Raw genomic sequence first — 14,452 nt, forward strand, 5'->3', positions numbered from 1 at the left:
CCGCATGGGGCCGCCATTGATCCGGACGGTTCGGCGGAGCGCGGTCATGCTGCCACCGCCTGACGCTCGATTGCTCGCCATGGATCATTCGCCCGGGCAAGTGCAGCCATCGGCGGCGGGCTGACACTGTTGCCACACATATGAACCTGCTGGGTTTTGGTAAAGGGCTTGCCATCGGCGCCGTAACCTATGATGTAGTCGCCCGGGAAGCCCTGAGCCTTGTACAGCTCTGCCGGTTGTAGCATCCGCAGGCAGATGTCGACGATTACATACGGCGTGCCTTTGATGGTCACGGTGACCAGTGCCAGACGGTCGCGGGTGGTGATGGTGGGTGTCGGCTCGTTGGCGTCACTCACATTCTCGGTGCCGTAGTAGCTGATCAGGAATGCCGCGACCCTCAGTGCACCGGCTTCAACCTCCGGCGACAGTTGCAGCTCAACCAGAGAGCTTTTGCCGCCACCGCCCGCTGTGATTGTTGGAGTTGGCTCGTCCAGGGCTTGGCCGACACTTGCGCCGAACTGGCGCTCAAGAAATGCCGTCATTAACCCGTGGTGTGTACCGCCGGCGCTGATGGTGTGTAGTGGGTCATTCAAATCACGCGCATCGCAGTTACCGCGCAAGTGCACCAGGTTAGCGGTGACCAGTTGCTGCTGGCTGCCTGTATTGGTCACTGTGGTCATGGGGTCTTCAATGCTTTTGGCGGCGGTGGTGTTGAAGCCGCCATTCATCTGCGCCATGAACACCGTTGAAATCCCCATTGCATGCGCAGCACCGGCTGGGCGCTTGTAGTTCCCGCCGCTGGTAATAGTGGGCAATGGCTCGTCCAAAGCCTTGCCTTCGTCGGCGAACCTGAACTTGACCAGGTGCGCTGCCGCTATTGAGTGCCCGCCGCTTGCCGTGACTGTTCCGAGCGGCTCACCAGCAGATCTGCTTCCAGCACCCCAGCGTTGAACACCTACGGGCTTGCCTTCGCCATGTGCGGCAGCAACCAACACCGGGCTCACAACCGAGAAGGCGCCGCCCTTGGGGTAGGAGGTCACGGTACGCAGCGGCTCGGCCGCAGATTGCACGCTTTCCCCGGACCAGTTTGCAATCGGCACGATGAAAGGCTTGGCCGAGTCCAGTACGAACTTGCGCATGCCCTTGGCCACCCGGCGCAGGGTGGCCGGGGCCAGATCCTTTTTACGGCCGAAGATGCTTTTGCTCGGAATTGACCAGTCAATGCACTCGGCGGCGGTGCGCCACTTTTGCTGGCCCTTGGTGGGGTTTTTTGCGTGAGTGGGCTTAGGCCACACGATAGGCTGACCATCGCACCGTGCGATCATGAACAGACGTTCTCGGCTGGTCGGTGCGCCGAAGTCGCAGGCCTTGATCACACGCCATTCGACGGCGTAGCCCAGGCGCTGCAATTCAGCCACGAAAACTGCCCACGTTTGGCCGCGGCGTTTTGGATCGGGCACCAAGAACTGTTCGTTAACCGGTACAACTTCGCCTGCCTCGGCAATCCCGCCACCCAGCTTGATGACACGCCCAGTCGACTTGCAGCGCTTTGCCACCAGTGGCCCCCACTGAAGGATCTGCTTCACGTTCTCCAAGCTGATCACCCGGGGCCGCTTCATGCCTGCCCACTTGAGACCGATCCACGAAAGGTTGCGGATCTCGCGCTTGCGCGGTTGGCCGCCGGCAGCCTGGCTGTGGTGGGTGCAGTCCGGCGACATATGGAACCAGCCCACGGCCCGGCCACCGCATTCAGTATCAGGGTCGCCCTCAAACACATCAGTGGTGAAGTGCTTGGCATGCGGGTGATTGATCGTGTGCATGCTAATTGCGGCAGGGCTATGGTTTTTGGCGACGGTTACAGCACGGCCAAGGCCCATTTCCAGCCCGGTACCGGCGCTGCCACCGCCGCAGAAGAAGTCCACGACGATCTCATCGTCCTGTTGGTGGAAGCCAAGGCCGTACTGGGTTTTGAAGTCGAAAGGGTATTTCTTCTGATGTGCAGACATGATCAGACCTCGCCGGGCGGCGTGATGTTGAATGATGGGAGTGGGTAGAGCGGAGTGGTGTAGCTACGCGGCTTGTGTACGCTGTGCAGGGTGCCACTCACAGAACCCAACCCGTTGCGCTTTCGTTTTCGGGTTGATGATTGGCTTGCCTTCGGCATCGGTCATAATGCGCTTCGCTCTGATCCGCAAATCCCGGCATTGAATGGTCTTGCGGGCCAGCTCAATGAACTGCTCGGCGTACTGCGGGGCATCAAACAGCGGGGAGAGTTGGCGAACTGTCCCCCCCCCCATAATCTGCTCTGTCTTCTTCTCGACCAGCTCCAGCCATTCGGCCAACGGAACAGGCTCTACACCTCCCGGTGCCTTCAAGTTCTTGCGGGTGCCTTTGGTGCGCTTCTTGGCCTCGGCCAGCGCAACGTCGCGGGTCATTCCAAGCACTGCAAATGTGCTCATCGGATTCTCCAATCAGGCGGTTACACGCTCGCCAATCACCGTAGTGGTAAAATTTGGTTCGAGTTCGATTTGTAGCTCGAATAAACCACCGCAGGTGTCGCACTCCATGTTCTGATCGCGATAGTCCTCGGCCTCTATATGAATGACCGTCGCGCAGTGCGGGCATTTGCATTCGCCCAGATTGCGATAATCCCACTCGTCATAGTCGGTCTCGGCCACCCTGGCCAGCGCTGCGGCTTTCGCAACGGCGTCTTCTGCGTCCTGGCAAGGTTTGCAGGTGAAGCCTTCAGGGTGGCCCCACGGTGCTTCCGTGAGCTTAGAGCGGTGAGTGCTGCATAGGCGGCAGACGTTGTGCTTGTCGCACACCGAGTAGCTGTATTTCTCACCACTTCCGTTGCACTTTGCGCAACCAGAGATCCAGTACCAGGCGCCATCGATTCGCTCGGCGTACAGCCCTACTTCTGGGGGATCAAGCCGAACCTCTGGCAAACCGTTGGTATGCGGCTTGCCGTGTCGGGCTTCATTCCAGATGTTTGTTTTCCCCGAGAGCAGGCGCTGCGTCCATTCGCCGGGGATTTCCGGTATCAGGATCTTCGTGTTCTTGTCCATGGATTATCTCCAGTCAGGCGCCGCCCTCCGTGACCGGATGCGACATAGTGGCTATTTGGTAGTTATTGGAGTAATACGTGTGACCGGCTTGAGGCCGATCACGGTGGCTCTATGCTTCACTCTTTCAGAGATGCTCACAAAGGCTGCATATTCACAATGTACTTTAAGGTCTCCCCGAGTGGAGTGACCTCAAGACTCGATATAGAAGGGCTCCCACCCCGTGGGTATGCAGGCAAGGTCTGGAAGGATCAAGACCAAGCTAAAGCTGACGTAAGTAGCGATGCAAGGATAGCCATTGATGCTATGTGCTCTTAGGAGCGGCCCTCCGTGACCGGATGCGCCGCGTGATCATTTGTTGTTTGTGACGCTTGGGCGTGACAGTTACTGCAAGCGGATTAATTCGGCCAACTGAGTATCAGTCATGCGATCCGCGCCACGGATGAAGCGCGATATCAAATCCTGTTCTTCATCAATTCCGCTGCGCGCCATCACCCGTTTCAGTGCGGCGTCATCGTTGTGATAAAGAGCTGTGACAATCTTTCGTGACAGCAACAGCGCTTCTTTTTCCTGTGCACTCAATTTGTCTCGCGAGCGCTGTTCGCGCTTGCGTTCTGCTGGAGTTTTGGCCATGGCCTACCCCTTCTAATCCAGTGGCCGGGAGTGCCAACCATGTTTGACGTTTGCGTTGCTGGATGCGGGCTATGCGCCTCATGCCGCGACCTTTTGCTGATTCCAGGCACCCACCGCATCAAATACTCGCGCAGCTTGAGCTTCGTCCAGCGAAACCTCGGACGGAATAGCGATCCAGCCTGACGCGACTACATGATTCGGGTTGCACTGCGCGAGTAGCGTTTTGTATGCAGTCTCGATTGCATCTGTCAGATGCTCGGCGAGGTAAACGCCTTGAGGCGCTATTTCTACTGACTTGGTGTAGCGGGAGCCCGGGCCATCGACGCAATGAACGCTGAGGTAGACCGTCCAGCGATGCGGGATGTCGCAGACAGCATCTACAACTTTGCGGCCTGCGACGTTCTTGCAGTTTGCCCAGTTGATCAGCCCTTGGCGGCCGCTGGGGTCGATGTTCACCACAGCAACGTGGCTTGAACTCAGCAGTGCACGGCAGGATCGTTCGATACGAGTGCGGATGTTGTGAGGCTTACGCTTACTCATAAGGCCTCCGTGAGTCGTCGCAGCATCTTGCGCTCAGCGTGGGTTGGCGAAATGCGGCGGCGCTTCAGGATGGTGTCGGGGTCAATCTTGTCGGAGCGGGCCGGGAACACAGGCTTGAATGCGAAGCCGCGCGCTTGAGTGATCTGCCCGCCAGAATTGAAGAAGGCCGCTTTTGCGGCCTCCAGCTGGGCTTGGCGTTGGGTGCTTGCGAGGATTTGGTTGTCGATCATGCAGCCTTACTCCGCAGTTTCTCCTCGTACCCGTCCACCAAAAGCTTGAACTGCCAAAGATCGGCTTCGAGCTTTTCGATATAATCATCGTCGCGCTTGAACTCCTGCCACCAAAGTTGGCGTCCGACCACTTTCAGGTCAGGGCAATACATCCCGATATGCCACCACTTTCGGCCAGTGATCCACATACAGCCTTGCACCTGGTCCATTATTTCGCTGGCATCGTTGTCGATGTGGAATGAGCGAAGTTTTTCGGGGGCGAGGAAGCACTTGTACTCGGCGCCGCCATCATCACCAATGAAACCGTCAGCACTTGCGCCAAACACGCCGTCGTCCGTTTTGACCAATCCAACTTGAGTCACGATTAAACCGGTTTGTATTTCATGCTCCATTCGGGCTTCAGGTTCGAGTTCGTGGCCTCGGCGCATTTGCCACGTTTCAAAACCGTTATCCAGAGGCTTGCCGCCGATACGCTCAACTGCGAGACGGAAGGCGTAATCAAGAGCCTTTGCAGTCGGCTCGCCTTTATTGGGGCCCGATTTGAGTCGGGCGCGAGCATCACCGAACATGCTTGCGGTAATGACTCCGGCCCGTTCTTGGTGCCAGGCTTCTGAGCCTTGAGTGCAATTGACGATGATCATTCGTTCACCTCTTCAAATTCGACTTCTTCTTCAGCAGGCAAGACTTCCTCTGCCGGTTCTGGATCAGCTTTCACCGCAGCGGTTTTCAACTCAGTGCCACGGGCAGTTACTGCGGCCTTAAGCGCGTCGTACGAAGCTGTGTCTTTGACCTCATTGATTGCCGCGACTCCAGCCTTCCAAACTTCAGTCAGCGCCTCTGGCGTTACAGCCGCGTTTGCTTGAGCAACCCAGTGTGCCGCCAGTTCAGCGTTGTGCGGGGCGGGGGTGGGCTTTTGGCTATTGGGGTGAAAGGATTCCTGTGGTCTTAGCTCTTCAGGCAAGTCCTCGATGTCCTGCGTGAATATGTCCGAAGCGGCAGTGACGTTGAGTGTCATTGCGATCATGGCGCGCTTGCAGGCCATTTTGAGGATGGTGTTGGCCAGGTCTGCTGGTTCGGTGCGGATCTGGTCGGCCGTATTGCCGTTTTTGTAGTATTTCTTACGGCGCAGATTCTCCGGAGTGGCGTCCAATTCCGCTTTGCAGATGACGCTGCGCCACTTGTACTTCTCTTCGCTGGACGAGCATTCGCCTACGCCTTCGCCGAGGGCGACGCCGGTCATCTGGTGACGACCAACACAAGTGACCCGGTAGCGTGCTACGGCTGGGCCGGATAGATCTTCAATTCGGTATTCCTGCGCAACCCGGAACGTCACACAGAGCACCTCTGCACCCGGCTTGTACAGGGTTGGCTTCTGGGTGCCTGGGATGGTGCCGTAGTGCGTTTCCCGCTTCATGATGCCTTGCATCACTTCCTGTACCAGGTTTACTCGCTGGCGAATTTCAACTGCCGAGAAGCGATGCACCTCTGCAGCGGTTAGGCCGGCACTTTCACGCGTTGGCATTTGGATGATTTCGTTCATGACGACCTCAGTAAGTGATGGCGATGGCTGGAATCTTGCGCTGAGCAATCAAGGTGACTGCCTGTTTCGCGCATTCCACGGGCATACCGCCGGCGATAAATGCGTCCAGCGCGGCGCGGTTGATCTTTGCTTTGTGCGCCTTGTCCGCCTCCCGCGCGGCGGCTTGGCGGTTGATCTCGTCGGCAGCGGCATTTGCCCGAGCGATCTCTGCGAGTCTCGCTCGCTCAGCGGCTTCGGCTTGGCGGCGGTCCGAGTTAATGCGCTCTTGTTCTGCACGCTGTTCAGCAGCGACTCGGTCGGCTTCGGCCTGAGCTATCGCTTGCTTATGTCGCAGCTCGTCGTCGATCTTCTGTTGCGCGGCGCGCTGCTCCGACTCGATCTTTTCCCGCGCTGCCTGGGCGGCGGCGCGCTCCGATTGCTCAGCAGCCAGCTTCAATTCCAGCTCCCGGCGATCAGCGGCGGCTTTTGCTTCGGCTTCACGCCTGGCTGAGGCATCACGTTCTGCCTGTGCACGCTGCTCGGCTTCGCGGCGGGCGCGCTCCTCAGCTTCCCGGGCGATTTGGGCGTCACGCTCGCGCTGGGCCTGCGCTTCTGTTTCGGCGCGCAGCCTCACCAGTTCCGCCTGCTCGGCTTCGTATTTCTGGCGGGCGGCGAGGATGGCGCGCAGCTTGTCCAGAACCTGATCCTTGGTGCGGGCAGCTTCAGCCTCGAACTCTTCCCAGTGCTCGCCCATCTTCACCGCCTCAACCGAGGCGATAGACTCAAGCAGTACCGCGGCGGTGACGTCCGACAGATCCAGGGCAAAATCCGCAATTGCCTGTACGGCATCGACGTGCCGATCCTTGCGAGCCTGCTCTGCGGCTTCCCAGTCAGTCAGCGGCTTGCGAACTTCCTCTTGCCACGCGCTCAGCAGCTCACGAACGCGCTTGCGCTCGGCGTCGATCTTCCTCGGTACATCCTTCAGCTCTGCAACAAGTTCTTTGCCCAGGCTGTCGAGTTTCGTTTTTGATCCCGCCAGGCTGTAAGCAATCGAGCGATACGCGTCTTGGCCCTTTTTGGTTTTAACGTCAGGTGCCGAGGCGTTGAACTTGTCGATTTCTTCCCGGACGCTTTGTAGGTACGGGTCGAGGCCGCTGGGGGCGCTGAATACTGCCAGGGCTACTTCTTTAGCTGGCAGGATCGCCAGTTGCTGTTCTGCGGACATAAGGAATCCCTGCCGCGATGCTCGCAGCGGTAAAAAGTTGGGGTTATTGAGCTTTGGCGAATGCCTGAGCCATTGCGGTAGGCTGGACGGCTTGTTTAATGGCCTTCTCGGCGGCGACACATTCAGCGTGGTCAAACCATCCGAAATGGCACTTGCCGACCTCAATACCCATTTGGCTGGCCAGCCATTGATAGGCGAGCGTCCGGGTTAGGCCCGCCTTTCGCATATGGTCGTGAAAGGCGGTCTTGCTGCGATTACGGACTGCCCGGAGCTTGTCGTCAGCGAGTGTTCCGAGAGGAATGTCCGTGTCCGGGTGCAGGCCTACATATGCCCGGCAGCCATCACAGAGATAGGCATAGGGCCAATCCCCGTAGCTGCGCCCGTTGTAGATTTCAGAGTTGCACACCAGGCGCACTTCGCCATTGCAGTAGCGGCAGCTTGCTGGAGCAGGGATTGGATTTTTGACGCGTTTAAGTGCGCGGCGACTGACGTGAGGCAGCGGAGCGGGCGCAGCAATGCGCTCGGGGGCGTTAGCCCGAGGATCGATTGGCATGGTGGGTGACCTATTGGGTGATTCGATCAGCGAAAGCGCTGAGCAGCATCAAGACGGTGAAGATGGCAAGGGCAGGGAATGAACCGCGCCACAGCAGCTAGCGGCGCTGGCGTTGGCGGTTGGTCACGCGGCATCTGCCTTACGCTGCTCGAACCGATCCGCCGCAGCGTCTGCGGCCAGTTCTTCAGCGCGGGCCTGACCGTAATCATTAGCCCAAGGCCGAATCAGAGCTTCGGCTACATCGTGCAGCGCTGTGGGGTGATGCTTGACCTTGGGCGTACCAAGAGCAGAGCAGGCCAAATCATAGGCTGTGCCATAAACGCGGCGCCCGCCGGCAACGATTTCGCAAATCATCCGCTCAATCGGATATTCGCGGTTGTCGGTTAGCAGCGGGGCGATTTGCTCTTGAGCGCCCAGGTGTTCCGCCAATGCCTCGTACAGCGATTGCGGTGTGACCAGAGCAACTGACTTGCCGAACGGGCGCGGCGCTGTGACGTTATCGCCACAGATCAGGGTGTTGATTGCATCGTGAAGCCAGTCCGGGCCTTCGACGGTATCGAGAAAGTCAGTCATGGCGCTTACTCCTGCTCAAGTTTGCGCGCATAAGCGCAGGCGGCGTTATGGTCGCGCCGAAAACCCTTCACCTTATTGGTGCGGGCATCGACGATGTGGAAGAACTCGCCGCTCACTGGGATCACCCGGTAGCGCGGGGCACGTTTAGGCTGGGTGGAGCCGACCAGTCCGAGGCTGATTGCTACAGACATGTTTCGGCGCTGGTGCATTGCGAGCGCTACATCACAGTAAGCGCGGTGACTTGGGTTCATGGTCGCCTCCAGGCAGACGAGGTGGTCAATTCAGATACAGAGGGATGCATTCCATCATTCCGCTGATCGTCAATGGCGCGGAAGGCTGAGTGCGAGAGGAGGGGGTGGTGCGGATTAGAAACGTATCGCGAGAGGCGCCAAGGGTTAGCTTTAACGGCTAACCCTAAGCAAACAGGATCATTACTCCACGGTGCAGATCCAGAGATGATTGTGTCGATAAGGAGCGCGAGTGAAGTGGATATCTGAAATCAGATTTAGGCCTCGCTCTTTAAGTGCTTCGGTCAGCTGTACGAGTGTCTCTGCTTGGATAGTCATTGCTGTTACCTCGTCAGATTTACTGCGTTCATAATTCTTGACCGGGAAGACAACTATCTAATTCAATTTTTTTATAACCCGGCTGATACGTGCGGGGGAAGGCAAGGTAGTTATGGAAGTCAACGCTAGGGCTAGTCGCTTACAGCCAAGGCTGAACTTATTTCGCGCTCGGCCTGAATCCGCTGATAAATCTCATCCCGGTGAACCGCAACATCAGCCGGCGCGACAATTCCAAGCTTCACTTGCTGTCCGCTTACGCTCAGCACCTGAATGTTGATGTCGTCTTTGATGCGGATGATTTCGCCTACGCGGCGGGTAAGTATCAACATGGTCTTTCTCCCTGGTTGTTTTCCCAATGCACCCGGTTGCTCAGGTGCATCAGTGAAAAATTCCATTTGCACAGGCCGACGTTCGCTTTCACGTCAACTCCGTCTGGCTTTTAGCCGTAAGGTTGTTACGCGCCTCTCCAGCGCGCCCTCCGAATGAGGTGTCCTGTGCCCAGCGCCGACATGAGGTCGAATCGCTGCGTACCGTTGCGCAGTACGTCCGCTGGCTATGCATCGGCCAGCTCGGCGTCCATCAGGTTGTTAAAGAGCAGTGCAGCCTTCGCTGCTGAGCCGTTTGTTCGCGGCCCGTGAATAAATATGTACTAAAGGTTCACTAAAAACAAGAACCAAAAGTACATATTTTTCGTGCGGACCAAAAAAAGCCCGCATTGAGCGGGCTACGTTGCGGCTGAAAAAGGCTTTTCCCACTTTATGCTTTATAAGAGAGCTCCCCGAAAATTGAGTGGCTAACTCTTAAATTTTTCAGGACCTCTACGGCATCTTGCTTTTCTGCATAGGGACCTATGACGACCACTGCGCCATCAGGCTTATCGCAAGGCCAGCCATCCGAACTCACTATTTTCTGCGTTGCCTCAAACTCCATTCCTGGCCTGCAGGGTATGCGGACCGTCCAGCCCACAGCAGGATTGATTCGCGACACAGCCTCAATCTCTGCCCCGCAGTGCTTGCACTTGACGGCAGCATTTTTGATGGTTTCGGCGCAAAGAGGGCAGTGGCGAGTATCGTGTTCGGCAGTCTCGGCGCGGCCTGGTGTCGAGCTTTTACCTCCCAGCAACATCATCACCAGGCCGGCCAGCGCTATCATCCCGCCAACAATCGTGTGCACCTGGCGGTCTGCCATTAGGCCAAGGTTGTTAACTCTTCCCATGCCCGTTGACACTGAGACGTCCATGCTTAGTGCGAAAACTACCCAGCAGATGCCCACTATCAGGGCAAATGTACCGAAGCCTTTCATTGGATCTCTCCCTAAATTAAGACCGAACTTTAACACTCTGGACATTTGCTCACCATTGATCGGGCTGAGAGTGAGATGGGAAGGTCCCGCTTGCCTGAATGAGAAATAAAGACCAAAATAAAGACCTTAAAAGGAGTCTTAAATATGCAGAATGTTTTGGCCAATGTCGCCGTCAGCGTTTCCGAGCTGAAAAAAAACCCTTCGGCTGTGCTGAGCGGTGCGGGCGGTGCCACGGTTGCCGTACTGAACCATAACCGTGTCATGGGCTATATGGTTCCGGCGGACGTCTATGAGGCAATGATTGAACGGCTGGATGATCTGGAACTAGCGCAAGTTGCTAAAGCCCGGATCGAGGCTGGCGAGAAACCTGTCCGCGTGTCACTTGATGATCTTATTGGCGAGGCTGAGGCAGATATCGCTAATGGGCGCTGAGTACGACGTTGAGTGGAACCCAAAAGCCCTGAAAGAATTACGACAGCTCGATGGCGCTGTTCGTCTTCAGTTCTTACGAAAGCTTCAGGAGCGACAAAGTCATCCGCGTGTACCGGGCGATGCCCTTCACGGCCTTAAGGACTGCTACAAGATCAAATTGCGTGGGGCAGGGTACCGGCTCGTGTATCGCGTTGAGGATGAGCGGATTGTCATCCTGGTTCTCGCCATTGGTAAGCGGGAGCGCAGCTCAGTGTATGAGCAGGCGGGGAAGCGGTAGGTAGATGCAAGAAGCCCGGCGCAGAGCTCTCTTGCTAGACTTTCCGGCTCATGAAAATTATCAAATCATTTAGGCATGATGAGCTCATTCTGCCTCGCTCTATGACGCAACCTGCAAAGTGCTTTGCGTAAAAGGATTCGTCCGTCGAGTCTCCTGCGAAAGCGTTAAGAAGCAAGTCCTTACAGTCTTTTGTAGTTCTACCAGGCTTGATCGTGTGAACAGATAGCAGGGTGGCCTCTATGGACGGTGTTGAGATAAACCGAGAAACCTTATTGGAATTTAGCCATGCATTTACATCTTTAGATATTTGTATGTCTCCGTCGAACACAGCGCCAATCAGGTTATAGTCACCAGTCCGTTTTGCAGATTTTATTGCTTCCACAATCCCTTCTGGGCCTTTGCCCTTGGCGTTTTTTATCGTGACGGAAACTAACGAGTCCCGACCGCAATATATCGACTTCAGGTGTTTGATTAGAGCTTCTTCTGTATACCCTTCAACAGCCATTAAAATCGTGTTGTTAGTACGTCGGATTGGCTTTTTCATGATTAGATATTTGGCACCGCTCCATAAGTACCAGACATGTACTTGGCGTAAAAATTATCATCACTCCTAACTCCACTCATATCGCACAGCCTCCACGCTTCACTGACGCCATTATTTTTTTCAACCAGTAGTATCTGGCATTTTTGTAGCTCATTCAATATTTCTACCGAGTGCGTAGTAAAAACGATCTGCGCATTGTGGGGGTTAGTCTTTGGGTTAAAGAATAAGTCCAAAATGCTGTCTAGCATGTGAGGGTGGAGGTCAGATTCCAGCTCGTCATAAACCATCACGCCACCTTCCTTGAGTACTGGTAGCAATCTACTCAGAAGTACATAAGCAGATTGAGTGCCGCTTGACTCGGTAAGTAGAGGCATCTCAAATGACTCATCGCCAATTGTATGAACGCCAAAAGGCATTGTCATCTCAAACTCTTCACCTTTCTCATCAACATGCTTGAGCTTGGTAAGTTTTATGTCAGATAAGCCCAGGTCCCACTTTTTCAGGCGAGAAACCATTAGCTCACGGTAATCCTCGTGTTGCTCATAGAACTCTGTACCCTCTATAAGGGCATGATAATCGTTTGATATTGCCCTGCCGCTAGCATTTATGTTTGTGTGGAATTTAGAAAAGTAATCCGTCAGCATTAATGCAAATTTATTATCTTGCTGTGCGGCAAAGGATATCAGTGATGAATTTTTCTTTACCTTACTTGCTGTCCGCTTGTCGAAACCAAAACCCTTAAGATTGAAGGAGTACTGTTTTTCCTTGATATTAAGTTCTCTCGAGAAGATGCAGCTCCACTGGCGGCTGGTTTTTTCGTGAAGTGCTTCTTCATGAACCTGTTTTGAATCGATCTTTAAGTTGTATTTGAATAATCTATCATTTACTTCAAAGATCATTTGGAGTGATGATGGTTCGTCCATTTTCAGAAAGTGCTGGCGTGTGTAGGTGCCAGCATCAGGTCGCAGATTTACCGACTTGCATATAAACCAAGAGATAAAAGCAAATGGTTTGATTGCGTTTGTTTTGCCAGCGCCGTTTGCACCTATTACGGCCAAGATTTTACTCGTTCTGCCACCTGCAGCTTTGGATACGCAGCTCTTTTCATTTTCTGCTGCGCGGCCGTCCATGGCGAACGAAACTTCAACTTCCTCCAAAAAGGAATAGAAATTCGAGAAGGTTAGGGAATGCAGCATTTTGACATTGCTCGACAGAATTCAACAAAATTTTGTTGAATATGGGCTGAGTTTTAGTAGAAGTCAACAGCTCAGCGATCTCCGTCAACTCGATAGCAGATCATTTTAGATCAGAGGCGACCCCCTAAAGGTTGCGTTTGAGTTCGTGCTTGGGGTTGGTGAGAGGGTAAGGCGATCTCCTGGCTTTAAATAAACCGGGTAGGGATCAATGACAGTGCCGAGTGCCAGCCTTTTTGTCGTTATGACATCCCTGCTTGTCGGTGCGGCCGCCGTGGGCAATAGCAGATACAGAGGTTATCGCCAGTGCTGCAGCCAGTACCAAAGTGATAATTTTCATATTTAACATCCTGTTATTAATAGAAGTCTTGCTTTTAGAGCAAGCCAGATAACTCGGTCGTTACGGCTTGAGCTGCTCTTAGTGAAGCGTCACAACCCGCCCATTCTCGCCAATCTTGATCCTATCCAGAGCCCGATTTAAAACATCCAGAGCATCGAGCAGAGCTTTTGCCTCGGCTTCACGGCCATTGCCCCAAAGGCGCTCAGCCATTTTGTTCAGCTCTTGAATAGATCTTTCAATATCGGCTGCGGTTACCGTCGCGGTCTGACCAGGCTTTTCGCCCATCATCAATTCGCCTGCAGCGCAACTGCGATACAGCTCAAAGGTCGCCACCTCGCCAAATCACACGGCCGAAAATGCGGTGTTCGTTGATTTCTTCGTCTGAAAGCACTTGGTCCGGGTATTTGAACTTGTCTGGGTTATCGCTGCGGATAATCCAGGCACCGTCCTCCGACCTCACCAGTCGTTTCACAATTTCCCCGTCAAGGTTGCACATAACGAAGATCTGACCGTCAGCCGGATCAATGCATGACTCATCGACGAGCATGACGTCGTGGTCATTGATCGTTGGCCACATGCTGTTGCCGTGGGCATAGATAACCTTGAGGTTTTTTGCTTTGACGCCCTTGGTGCGTAACCATTCGGTTTTGAAGGCAAGGGTGTTGCGCAGAACGACGTGAGGGTTTTCGCAGCCGGTGCCGGCTGCAGCTCGCGCGTCGTACTGATCGATGAATGTGTATAGACCTTCAGTATCGTCTACCAAATCGCACGACATTAGCCCCTGACGTGATGACATCAATTGCGCTGGGGGAGAAGCGGAATGGTTTTTTTGGGGGAGCTCCCCAGGACCTGGCCCTGACCCGTGCTGCAGCCACTCGACAGTAACGTCCAGTGCGGTAGCGAGCGCTAACATCTTGGCAGCGCCAGGAATGGATTCGCCGTTCATCCATTTACTTGCCGCTTTTGGTGTGACCTTTGCCATTTTGGCCAGACGAGCGCCAGCACCCCATTGCGGGATCTCTTTTGCCTCAAGGGCCTTTTTAAGGCGAGCCACGAAGGCCGCCCTCAAATCATCTATATGAACCATAGGTTCAATATCGCATGAGCTTGCATGTACTTTCAGTTCCGACTTAATATGTACCGACAGTTCATATTTAGGGCCGGAGGGCCACGCCATGAGCGCTCTCAAAGAATCAATCACCAAGGTAGGAGGGGTCGCAAAGGCTTCCGCAATTTGTGGTGTCAGCCAGCGAGCTATCTACAAATGGATCGCAGCTGAATCTTTACCTCGCACTGAGTATTCAGGTGAAACCCGCTACGCCCACTTATTGGCAGCTGCATCTTCTGGGCAGTTCACAGCTGAATGGCTCCTGCTGGAACTCATGCCCAGGCAAGCGTTGAGGCTTGCCAGCTAAATCAAGCACTCGCTCTCCGATCCAGTAAGTAAATTCTCGCTCACT

21 protein-coding genes are annotated in these 14,452 nt (G+C 54.8%); 3 read left to right on the forward strand and 18 right to left on the reverse strand.

Annotation, left to right across the window (positions count from 1 at the left end; genetic code table 11):
• Positions 1 to 44 precede the first annotated feature (44 nt).
• The 14 genes from HBN68_RS03670 to HBN68_RS03735 form a co-directional block, all read right to left on the reverse strand.
• The gene (locus tag HBN68_RS03670) at positions 45 to 2,006 is read right to left on the reverse strand and encodes a DNA cytosine methyltransferase (protein WP_169962689.1); all 1,962 of its coding nucleotides are present in this window, start codon (positions 2,004 to 2,006) and stop codon (positions 45 to 47) included.
• Positions 2,007 to 2,069: 63 nt separating this feature from the next.
• Positions 2,070 to 2,459, reverse strand: a complete 390-nt coding sequence (locus tag HBN68_RS03675) for a hypothetical protein (RefSeq protein WP_169962574.1) — start codon at positions 2,457 to 2,459, stop codon at positions 2,070 to 2,072.
• 12 nt (positions 2,460 to 2,471) lie between these two features.
• The gene (locus HBN68_RS03680) at positions 2,472 to 3,068 is read right to left on the reverse strand and encodes a hypothetical protein (protein WP_169962691.1); all 597 of its coding nucleotides are present in this window, start codon (positions 3,066 to 3,068) and stop codon (positions 2,472 to 2,474) included.
• A 381-nt stretch (positions 3,069 to 3,449) separates the two neighbouring features.
• Positions 3,450 to 3,698, reverse strand: coding sequence for a hypothetical protein (locus tag HBN68_RS03685; protein ID WP_169962693.1), 249 nt, complete (start codon positions 3,696 to 3,698; stop codon positions 3,450 to 3,452).
• 78 nt (positions 3,699 to 3,776) lie between these two features.
• Complete coding sequence (locus HBN68_RS03690) at positions 3,777 to 4,238, reverse strand: hypothetical protein (RefSeq protein WP_169962695.1); 462 nt, start codon at positions 4,236 to 4,238, stop codon at positions 3,777 to 3,779.
• Positions 4,235 to 4,468 carry a hypothetical protein gene (locus HBN68_RS03695; RefSeq protein ID WP_047280545.1) on the reverse strand — a complete coding sequence of 78 codons (234 nt, stop codon included), beginning with the start codon at positions 4,466 to 4,468 and terminating at the stop codon, positions 4,235 to 4,237. Before HBN68_RS03695 ends, HBN68_RS03690 begins: the two co-directional genes overlap by 4 nt.
• On the reverse strand, positions 4,465 to 5,109 hold the full coding sequence (locus HBN68_RS03700) for a lambda exonuclease family protein (RefSeq protein WP_047280544.1): 645 nt from the start codon (positions 5,107 to 5,109) through the stop codon (positions 4,465 to 4,467). The genes HBN68_RS03695 and HBN68_RS03700 overlap by 4 nt, the downstream gene beginning before the upstream one ends.
• Positions 5,106 to 6,008 carry a hypothetical protein gene (locus tag HBN68_RS03705; RefSeq protein ID WP_052892914.1) on the reverse strand — a complete coding sequence of 301 codons (903 nt, stop codon included), beginning with the start codon at positions 6,006 to 6,008 and terminating at the stop codon, positions 5,106 to 5,108. Before HBN68_RS03705 ends, HBN68_RS03700 begins: the two co-directional genes overlap by 4 nt.
• A gap of 7 nt (positions 6,009 to 6,015) precedes the next feature.
• The gene (locus tag HBN68_RS03710; RefSeq protein WP_169963036.1) at positions 6,016 to 7,212 is read right to left on the reverse strand and encodes a hypothetical protein; all 1,197 of its coding nucleotides are present in this window, start codon (positions 7,210 to 7,212) and stop codon (positions 6,016 to 6,018) included.
• Positions 7,213 to 7,255: 43 nt separating this feature from the next.
• Complete coding sequence (locus HBN68_RS03715; protein WP_047280542.1) at positions 7,256 to 7,765, reverse strand: zinc-finger-containing protein; 510 nt, start codon at positions 7,763 to 7,765, stop codon at positions 7,256 to 7,258.
• A 123-nt stretch (positions 7,766 to 7,888) separates the two neighbouring features.
• Positions 7,889 to 8,338: a hypothetical protein gene (locus HBN68_RS03720; RefSeq protein ID WP_169962697.1), complete on the reverse strand. Its 450-nt coding sequence runs from the start codon at positions 8,336 to 8,338 to the stop codon at positions 7,889 to 7,891.
• A 5-nt stretch (positions 8,339 to 8,343) separates the two neighbouring features.
• Positions 8,344 to 8,589, reverse strand: coding sequence for a hypothetical protein (locus HBN68_RS03725; protein ID WP_052892128.1), 246 nt, complete (start codon positions 8,587 to 8,589; stop codon positions 8,344 to 8,346).
• 446 nt (positions 8,590 to 9,035) lie between these two features.
• A complete protein-coding gene (gene csrA, locus HBN68_RS03730) occupies positions 9,036 to 9,233 on the reverse strand; it encodes a carbon storage regulator CsrA (protein WP_047280993.1) in 198 nt (65 codons plus the stop codon).
• Between the two features lie 427 nt (positions 9,234 to 9,660).
• The gene (locus HBN68_RS03735) at positions 9,661 to 10,206 is read right to left on the reverse strand and encodes a hypothetical protein (RefSeq protein ID WP_169962699.1); all 546 of its coding nucleotides are present in this window, start codon (positions 10,204 to 10,206) and stop codon (positions 9,661 to 9,663) included.
• Positions 10,207 to 10,350: 144 nt separating this feature from the next.
• On the opposite strand from HBN68_RS03735, the gene HBN68_RS03740 reads away from it, so the two are divergent.
• Both HBN68_RS03740 and HBN68_RS03745 read left to right on the forward strand, forming a co-directional pair.
• On the forward strand, positions 10,351 to 10,638 hold the full coding sequence (locus tag HBN68_RS03740; protein WP_169962701.1) for a type II toxin-antitoxin system Phd/YefM family antitoxin: 288 nt from the start codon (positions 10,351 to 10,353) through the stop codon (positions 10,636 to 10,638).
• Positions 10,628 to 10,915, forward strand: a complete 288-nt coding sequence (locus HBN68_RS03745; protein ID WP_095008983.1) for a type II toxin-antitoxin system RelE/ParE family toxin — start codon at positions 10,628 to 10,630, stop codon at positions 10,913 to 10,915. The genes HBN68_RS03740 and HBN68_RS03745 overlap by 11 nt, the downstream gene beginning before the upstream one ends.
• A gap of 546 nt (positions 10,916 to 11,461) precedes the next feature.
• Here the strand turns inward: HBN68_RS03745 and HBN68_RS03750 are convergent.
• From HBN68_RS03750 to HBN68_RS03765, 4 genes are all read right to left on the reverse strand, one after another.
• A complete protein-coding gene (locus tag HBN68_RS03750) occupies positions 11,462 to 12,655 on the reverse strand; it encodes an ATP-binding protein (protein ID WP_169962703.1) in 1,194 nt (397 codons plus the stop codon).
• A 205-nt stretch (positions 12,656 to 12,860) separates the two neighbouring features.
• Positions 12,861 to 12,992: a YHYH domain-containing protein gene (locus HBN68_RS03755; protein WP_095008981.1), complete on the reverse strand. Its 132-nt coding sequence runs from the start codon at positions 12,990 to 12,992 to the stop codon at positions 12,861 to 12,863.
• 78 nt (positions 12,993 to 13,070) lie between these two features.
• Positions 13,071 to 13,277: a hypothetical protein gene (locus HBN68_RS03760; RefSeq protein WP_169963038.1), complete on the reverse strand. Its 207-nt coding sequence runs from the start codon at positions 13,275 to 13,277 to the stop codon at positions 13,071 to 13,073.
• Positions 13,278 to 13,311: 34 nt separating this feature from the next.
• On the reverse strand, positions 13,312 to 14,079 hold the full coding sequence (locus HBN68_RS03765; RefSeq protein ID WP_169963039.1) for a LexA family transcriptional regulator: 768 nt from the start codon (positions 14,077 to 14,079) through the stop codon (positions 13,312 to 13,314).
• Between the two features lie 88 nt (positions 14,080 to 14,167).
• On the opposite strand from HBN68_RS03765, the gene HBN68_RS03770 reads away from it, so the two are divergent.
• Positions 14,168 to 14,407 carry a hypothetical protein gene (locus tag HBN68_RS03770; RefSeq protein WP_047293941.1) on the forward strand — a complete coding sequence of 80 codons (240 nt, stop codon included), beginning with the start codon at positions 14,168 to 14,170 and terminating at the stop codon, positions 14,405 to 14,407.
• The last annotated feature ends 45 nt before the right edge of the window (positions 14,408 to 14,452 follow it).

It is taken from the genome of Pseudomonas sp. WS 5078 (assembly GCF_012985745.1).
GTDB classification, from domain to species: domain Bacteria; phylum Pseudomonadota; class Gammaproteobacteria; order Pseudomonadales; family Pseudomonadaceae; genus Aquipseudomonas; species Aquipseudomonas lundensis_A.

Excerpts from the sequence above, each read along its gene's own strand:
- HBN68_RS03670 (WP_169962689.1), bottom strand. The coding sequence starts at position 2,006 with ATGTCTGCACATCAGAAGAAATACCCTTTCGACTTCAAAACCCAGTAC.
- HBN68_RS03675 (WP_169962574.1), bottom strand. The coding sequence starts at position 2,459 with ATGAGCACATTTGCAGTGCTTGGAATGACCCGCGACGTTGCGCTGGCC.
- HBN68_RS03680 (WP_169962691.1), bottom strand. The coding sequence starts at position 3,068 with ATGGACAAGAACACGAAGATCCTGATACCGGAAATCCCCGGCGAATGG.
- HBN68_RS03685 (WP_169962693.1), bottom strand. The coding sequence starts at position 3,698 with ATGGCCAAAACTCCAGCAGAACGCAAGCGCGAACAGCGCTCGCGAGAC.
- HBN68_RS03690 (WP_169962695.1), bottom strand. The coding sequence starts at position 4,238 with ATGAGTAAGCGTAAGCCTCACAACATCCGCACTCGTATCGAACGATCC.
- HBN68_RS03695 (WP_047280545.1), bottom strand. The coding sequence starts at position 4,468 with ATGATCGACAACCAAATCCTCGCAAGCACCCAACGCCAAGCCCAGCTG.
- HBN68_RS03700 (WP_047280544.1), bottom strand. The coding sequence starts at position 5,109 with ATGATCATCGTCAATTGCACTCAAGGCTCAGAAGCCTGGCACCAAGAA.
- HBN68_RS03705 (WP_052892914.1), bottom strand. The coding sequence starts at position 6,008 with ATGAACGAAATCATCCAAATGCCAACGCGTGAAAGTGCCGGCCTAACC.
- HBN68_RS03710 (WP_169963036.1), bottom strand. The coding sequence starts at position 7,212 with ATGTCCGCAGAACAGCAACTGGCGATCCTGCCAGCTAAAGAAGTAGCC.
- HBN68_RS03715 (WP_047280542.1), bottom strand. The coding sequence starts at position 7,765 with ATGCCAATCGATCCTCGGGCTAACGCCCCCGAGCGCATTGCTGCGCCC.
- HBN68_RS03720 (WP_169962697.1), bottom strand. The coding sequence starts at position 8,338 with ATGACTGACTTTCTCGATACCGTCGAAGGCCCGGACTGGCTTCACGAT.
- HBN68_RS03725 (WP_052892128.1), bottom strand. The coding sequence starts at position 8,589 with ATGAACCCAAGTCACCGCGCTTACTGTGATGTAGCGCTCGCAATGCAC.
- csrA (WP_047280993.1), bottom strand. The coding sequence starts at position 9,233 with ATGTTGATACTTACCCGCCGCGTAGGCGAAATCATCCGCATCAAAGAC.
- HBN68_RS03735 (WP_169962699.1), bottom strand. The coding sequence starts at position 10,206 with ATGAAAGGCTTCGGTACATTTGCCCTGATAGTGGGCATCTGCTGGGTA.
- HBN68_RS03740 (WP_169962701.1), top strand. The coding sequence starts at position 10,351 with ATGCAGAATGTTTTGGCCAATGTCGCCGTCAGCGTTTCCGAGCTGAAA.
- HBN68_RS03745 (WP_095008983.1), top strand. The coding sequence starts at position 10,628 with ATGGGCGCTGAGTACGACGTTGAGTGGAACCCAAAAGCCCTGAAAGAA.
- HBN68_RS03750 (WP_169962703.1), bottom strand. The coding sequence starts at position 12,655 with ATGCTGCATTCCCTAACCTTCTCGAATTTCTATTCCTTTTTGGAGGAA.
- HBN68_RS03755 (WP_095008981.1), bottom strand. The coding sequence starts at position 12,992 with ATGAAAATTATCACTTTGGTACTGGCTGCAGCACTGGCGATAACCTCT.
- HBN68_RS03760 (WP_169963038.1), bottom strand. The coding sequence starts at position 13,277 with ATGGGCGAAAAGCCTGGTCAGACCGCGACGGTAACCGCAGCCGATATT.
- HBN68_RS03765 (WP_169963039.1), bottom strand. The coding sequence starts at position 14,079 with ATGGTTCATATAGATGATTTGAGGGCGGCCTTCGTGGCTCGCCTTAAA.
- HBN68_RS03770 (WP_047293941.1), top strand. The coding sequence starts at position 14,168 with ATGAGCGCTCTCAAAGAATCAATCACCAAGGTAGGAGGGGTCGCAAAG.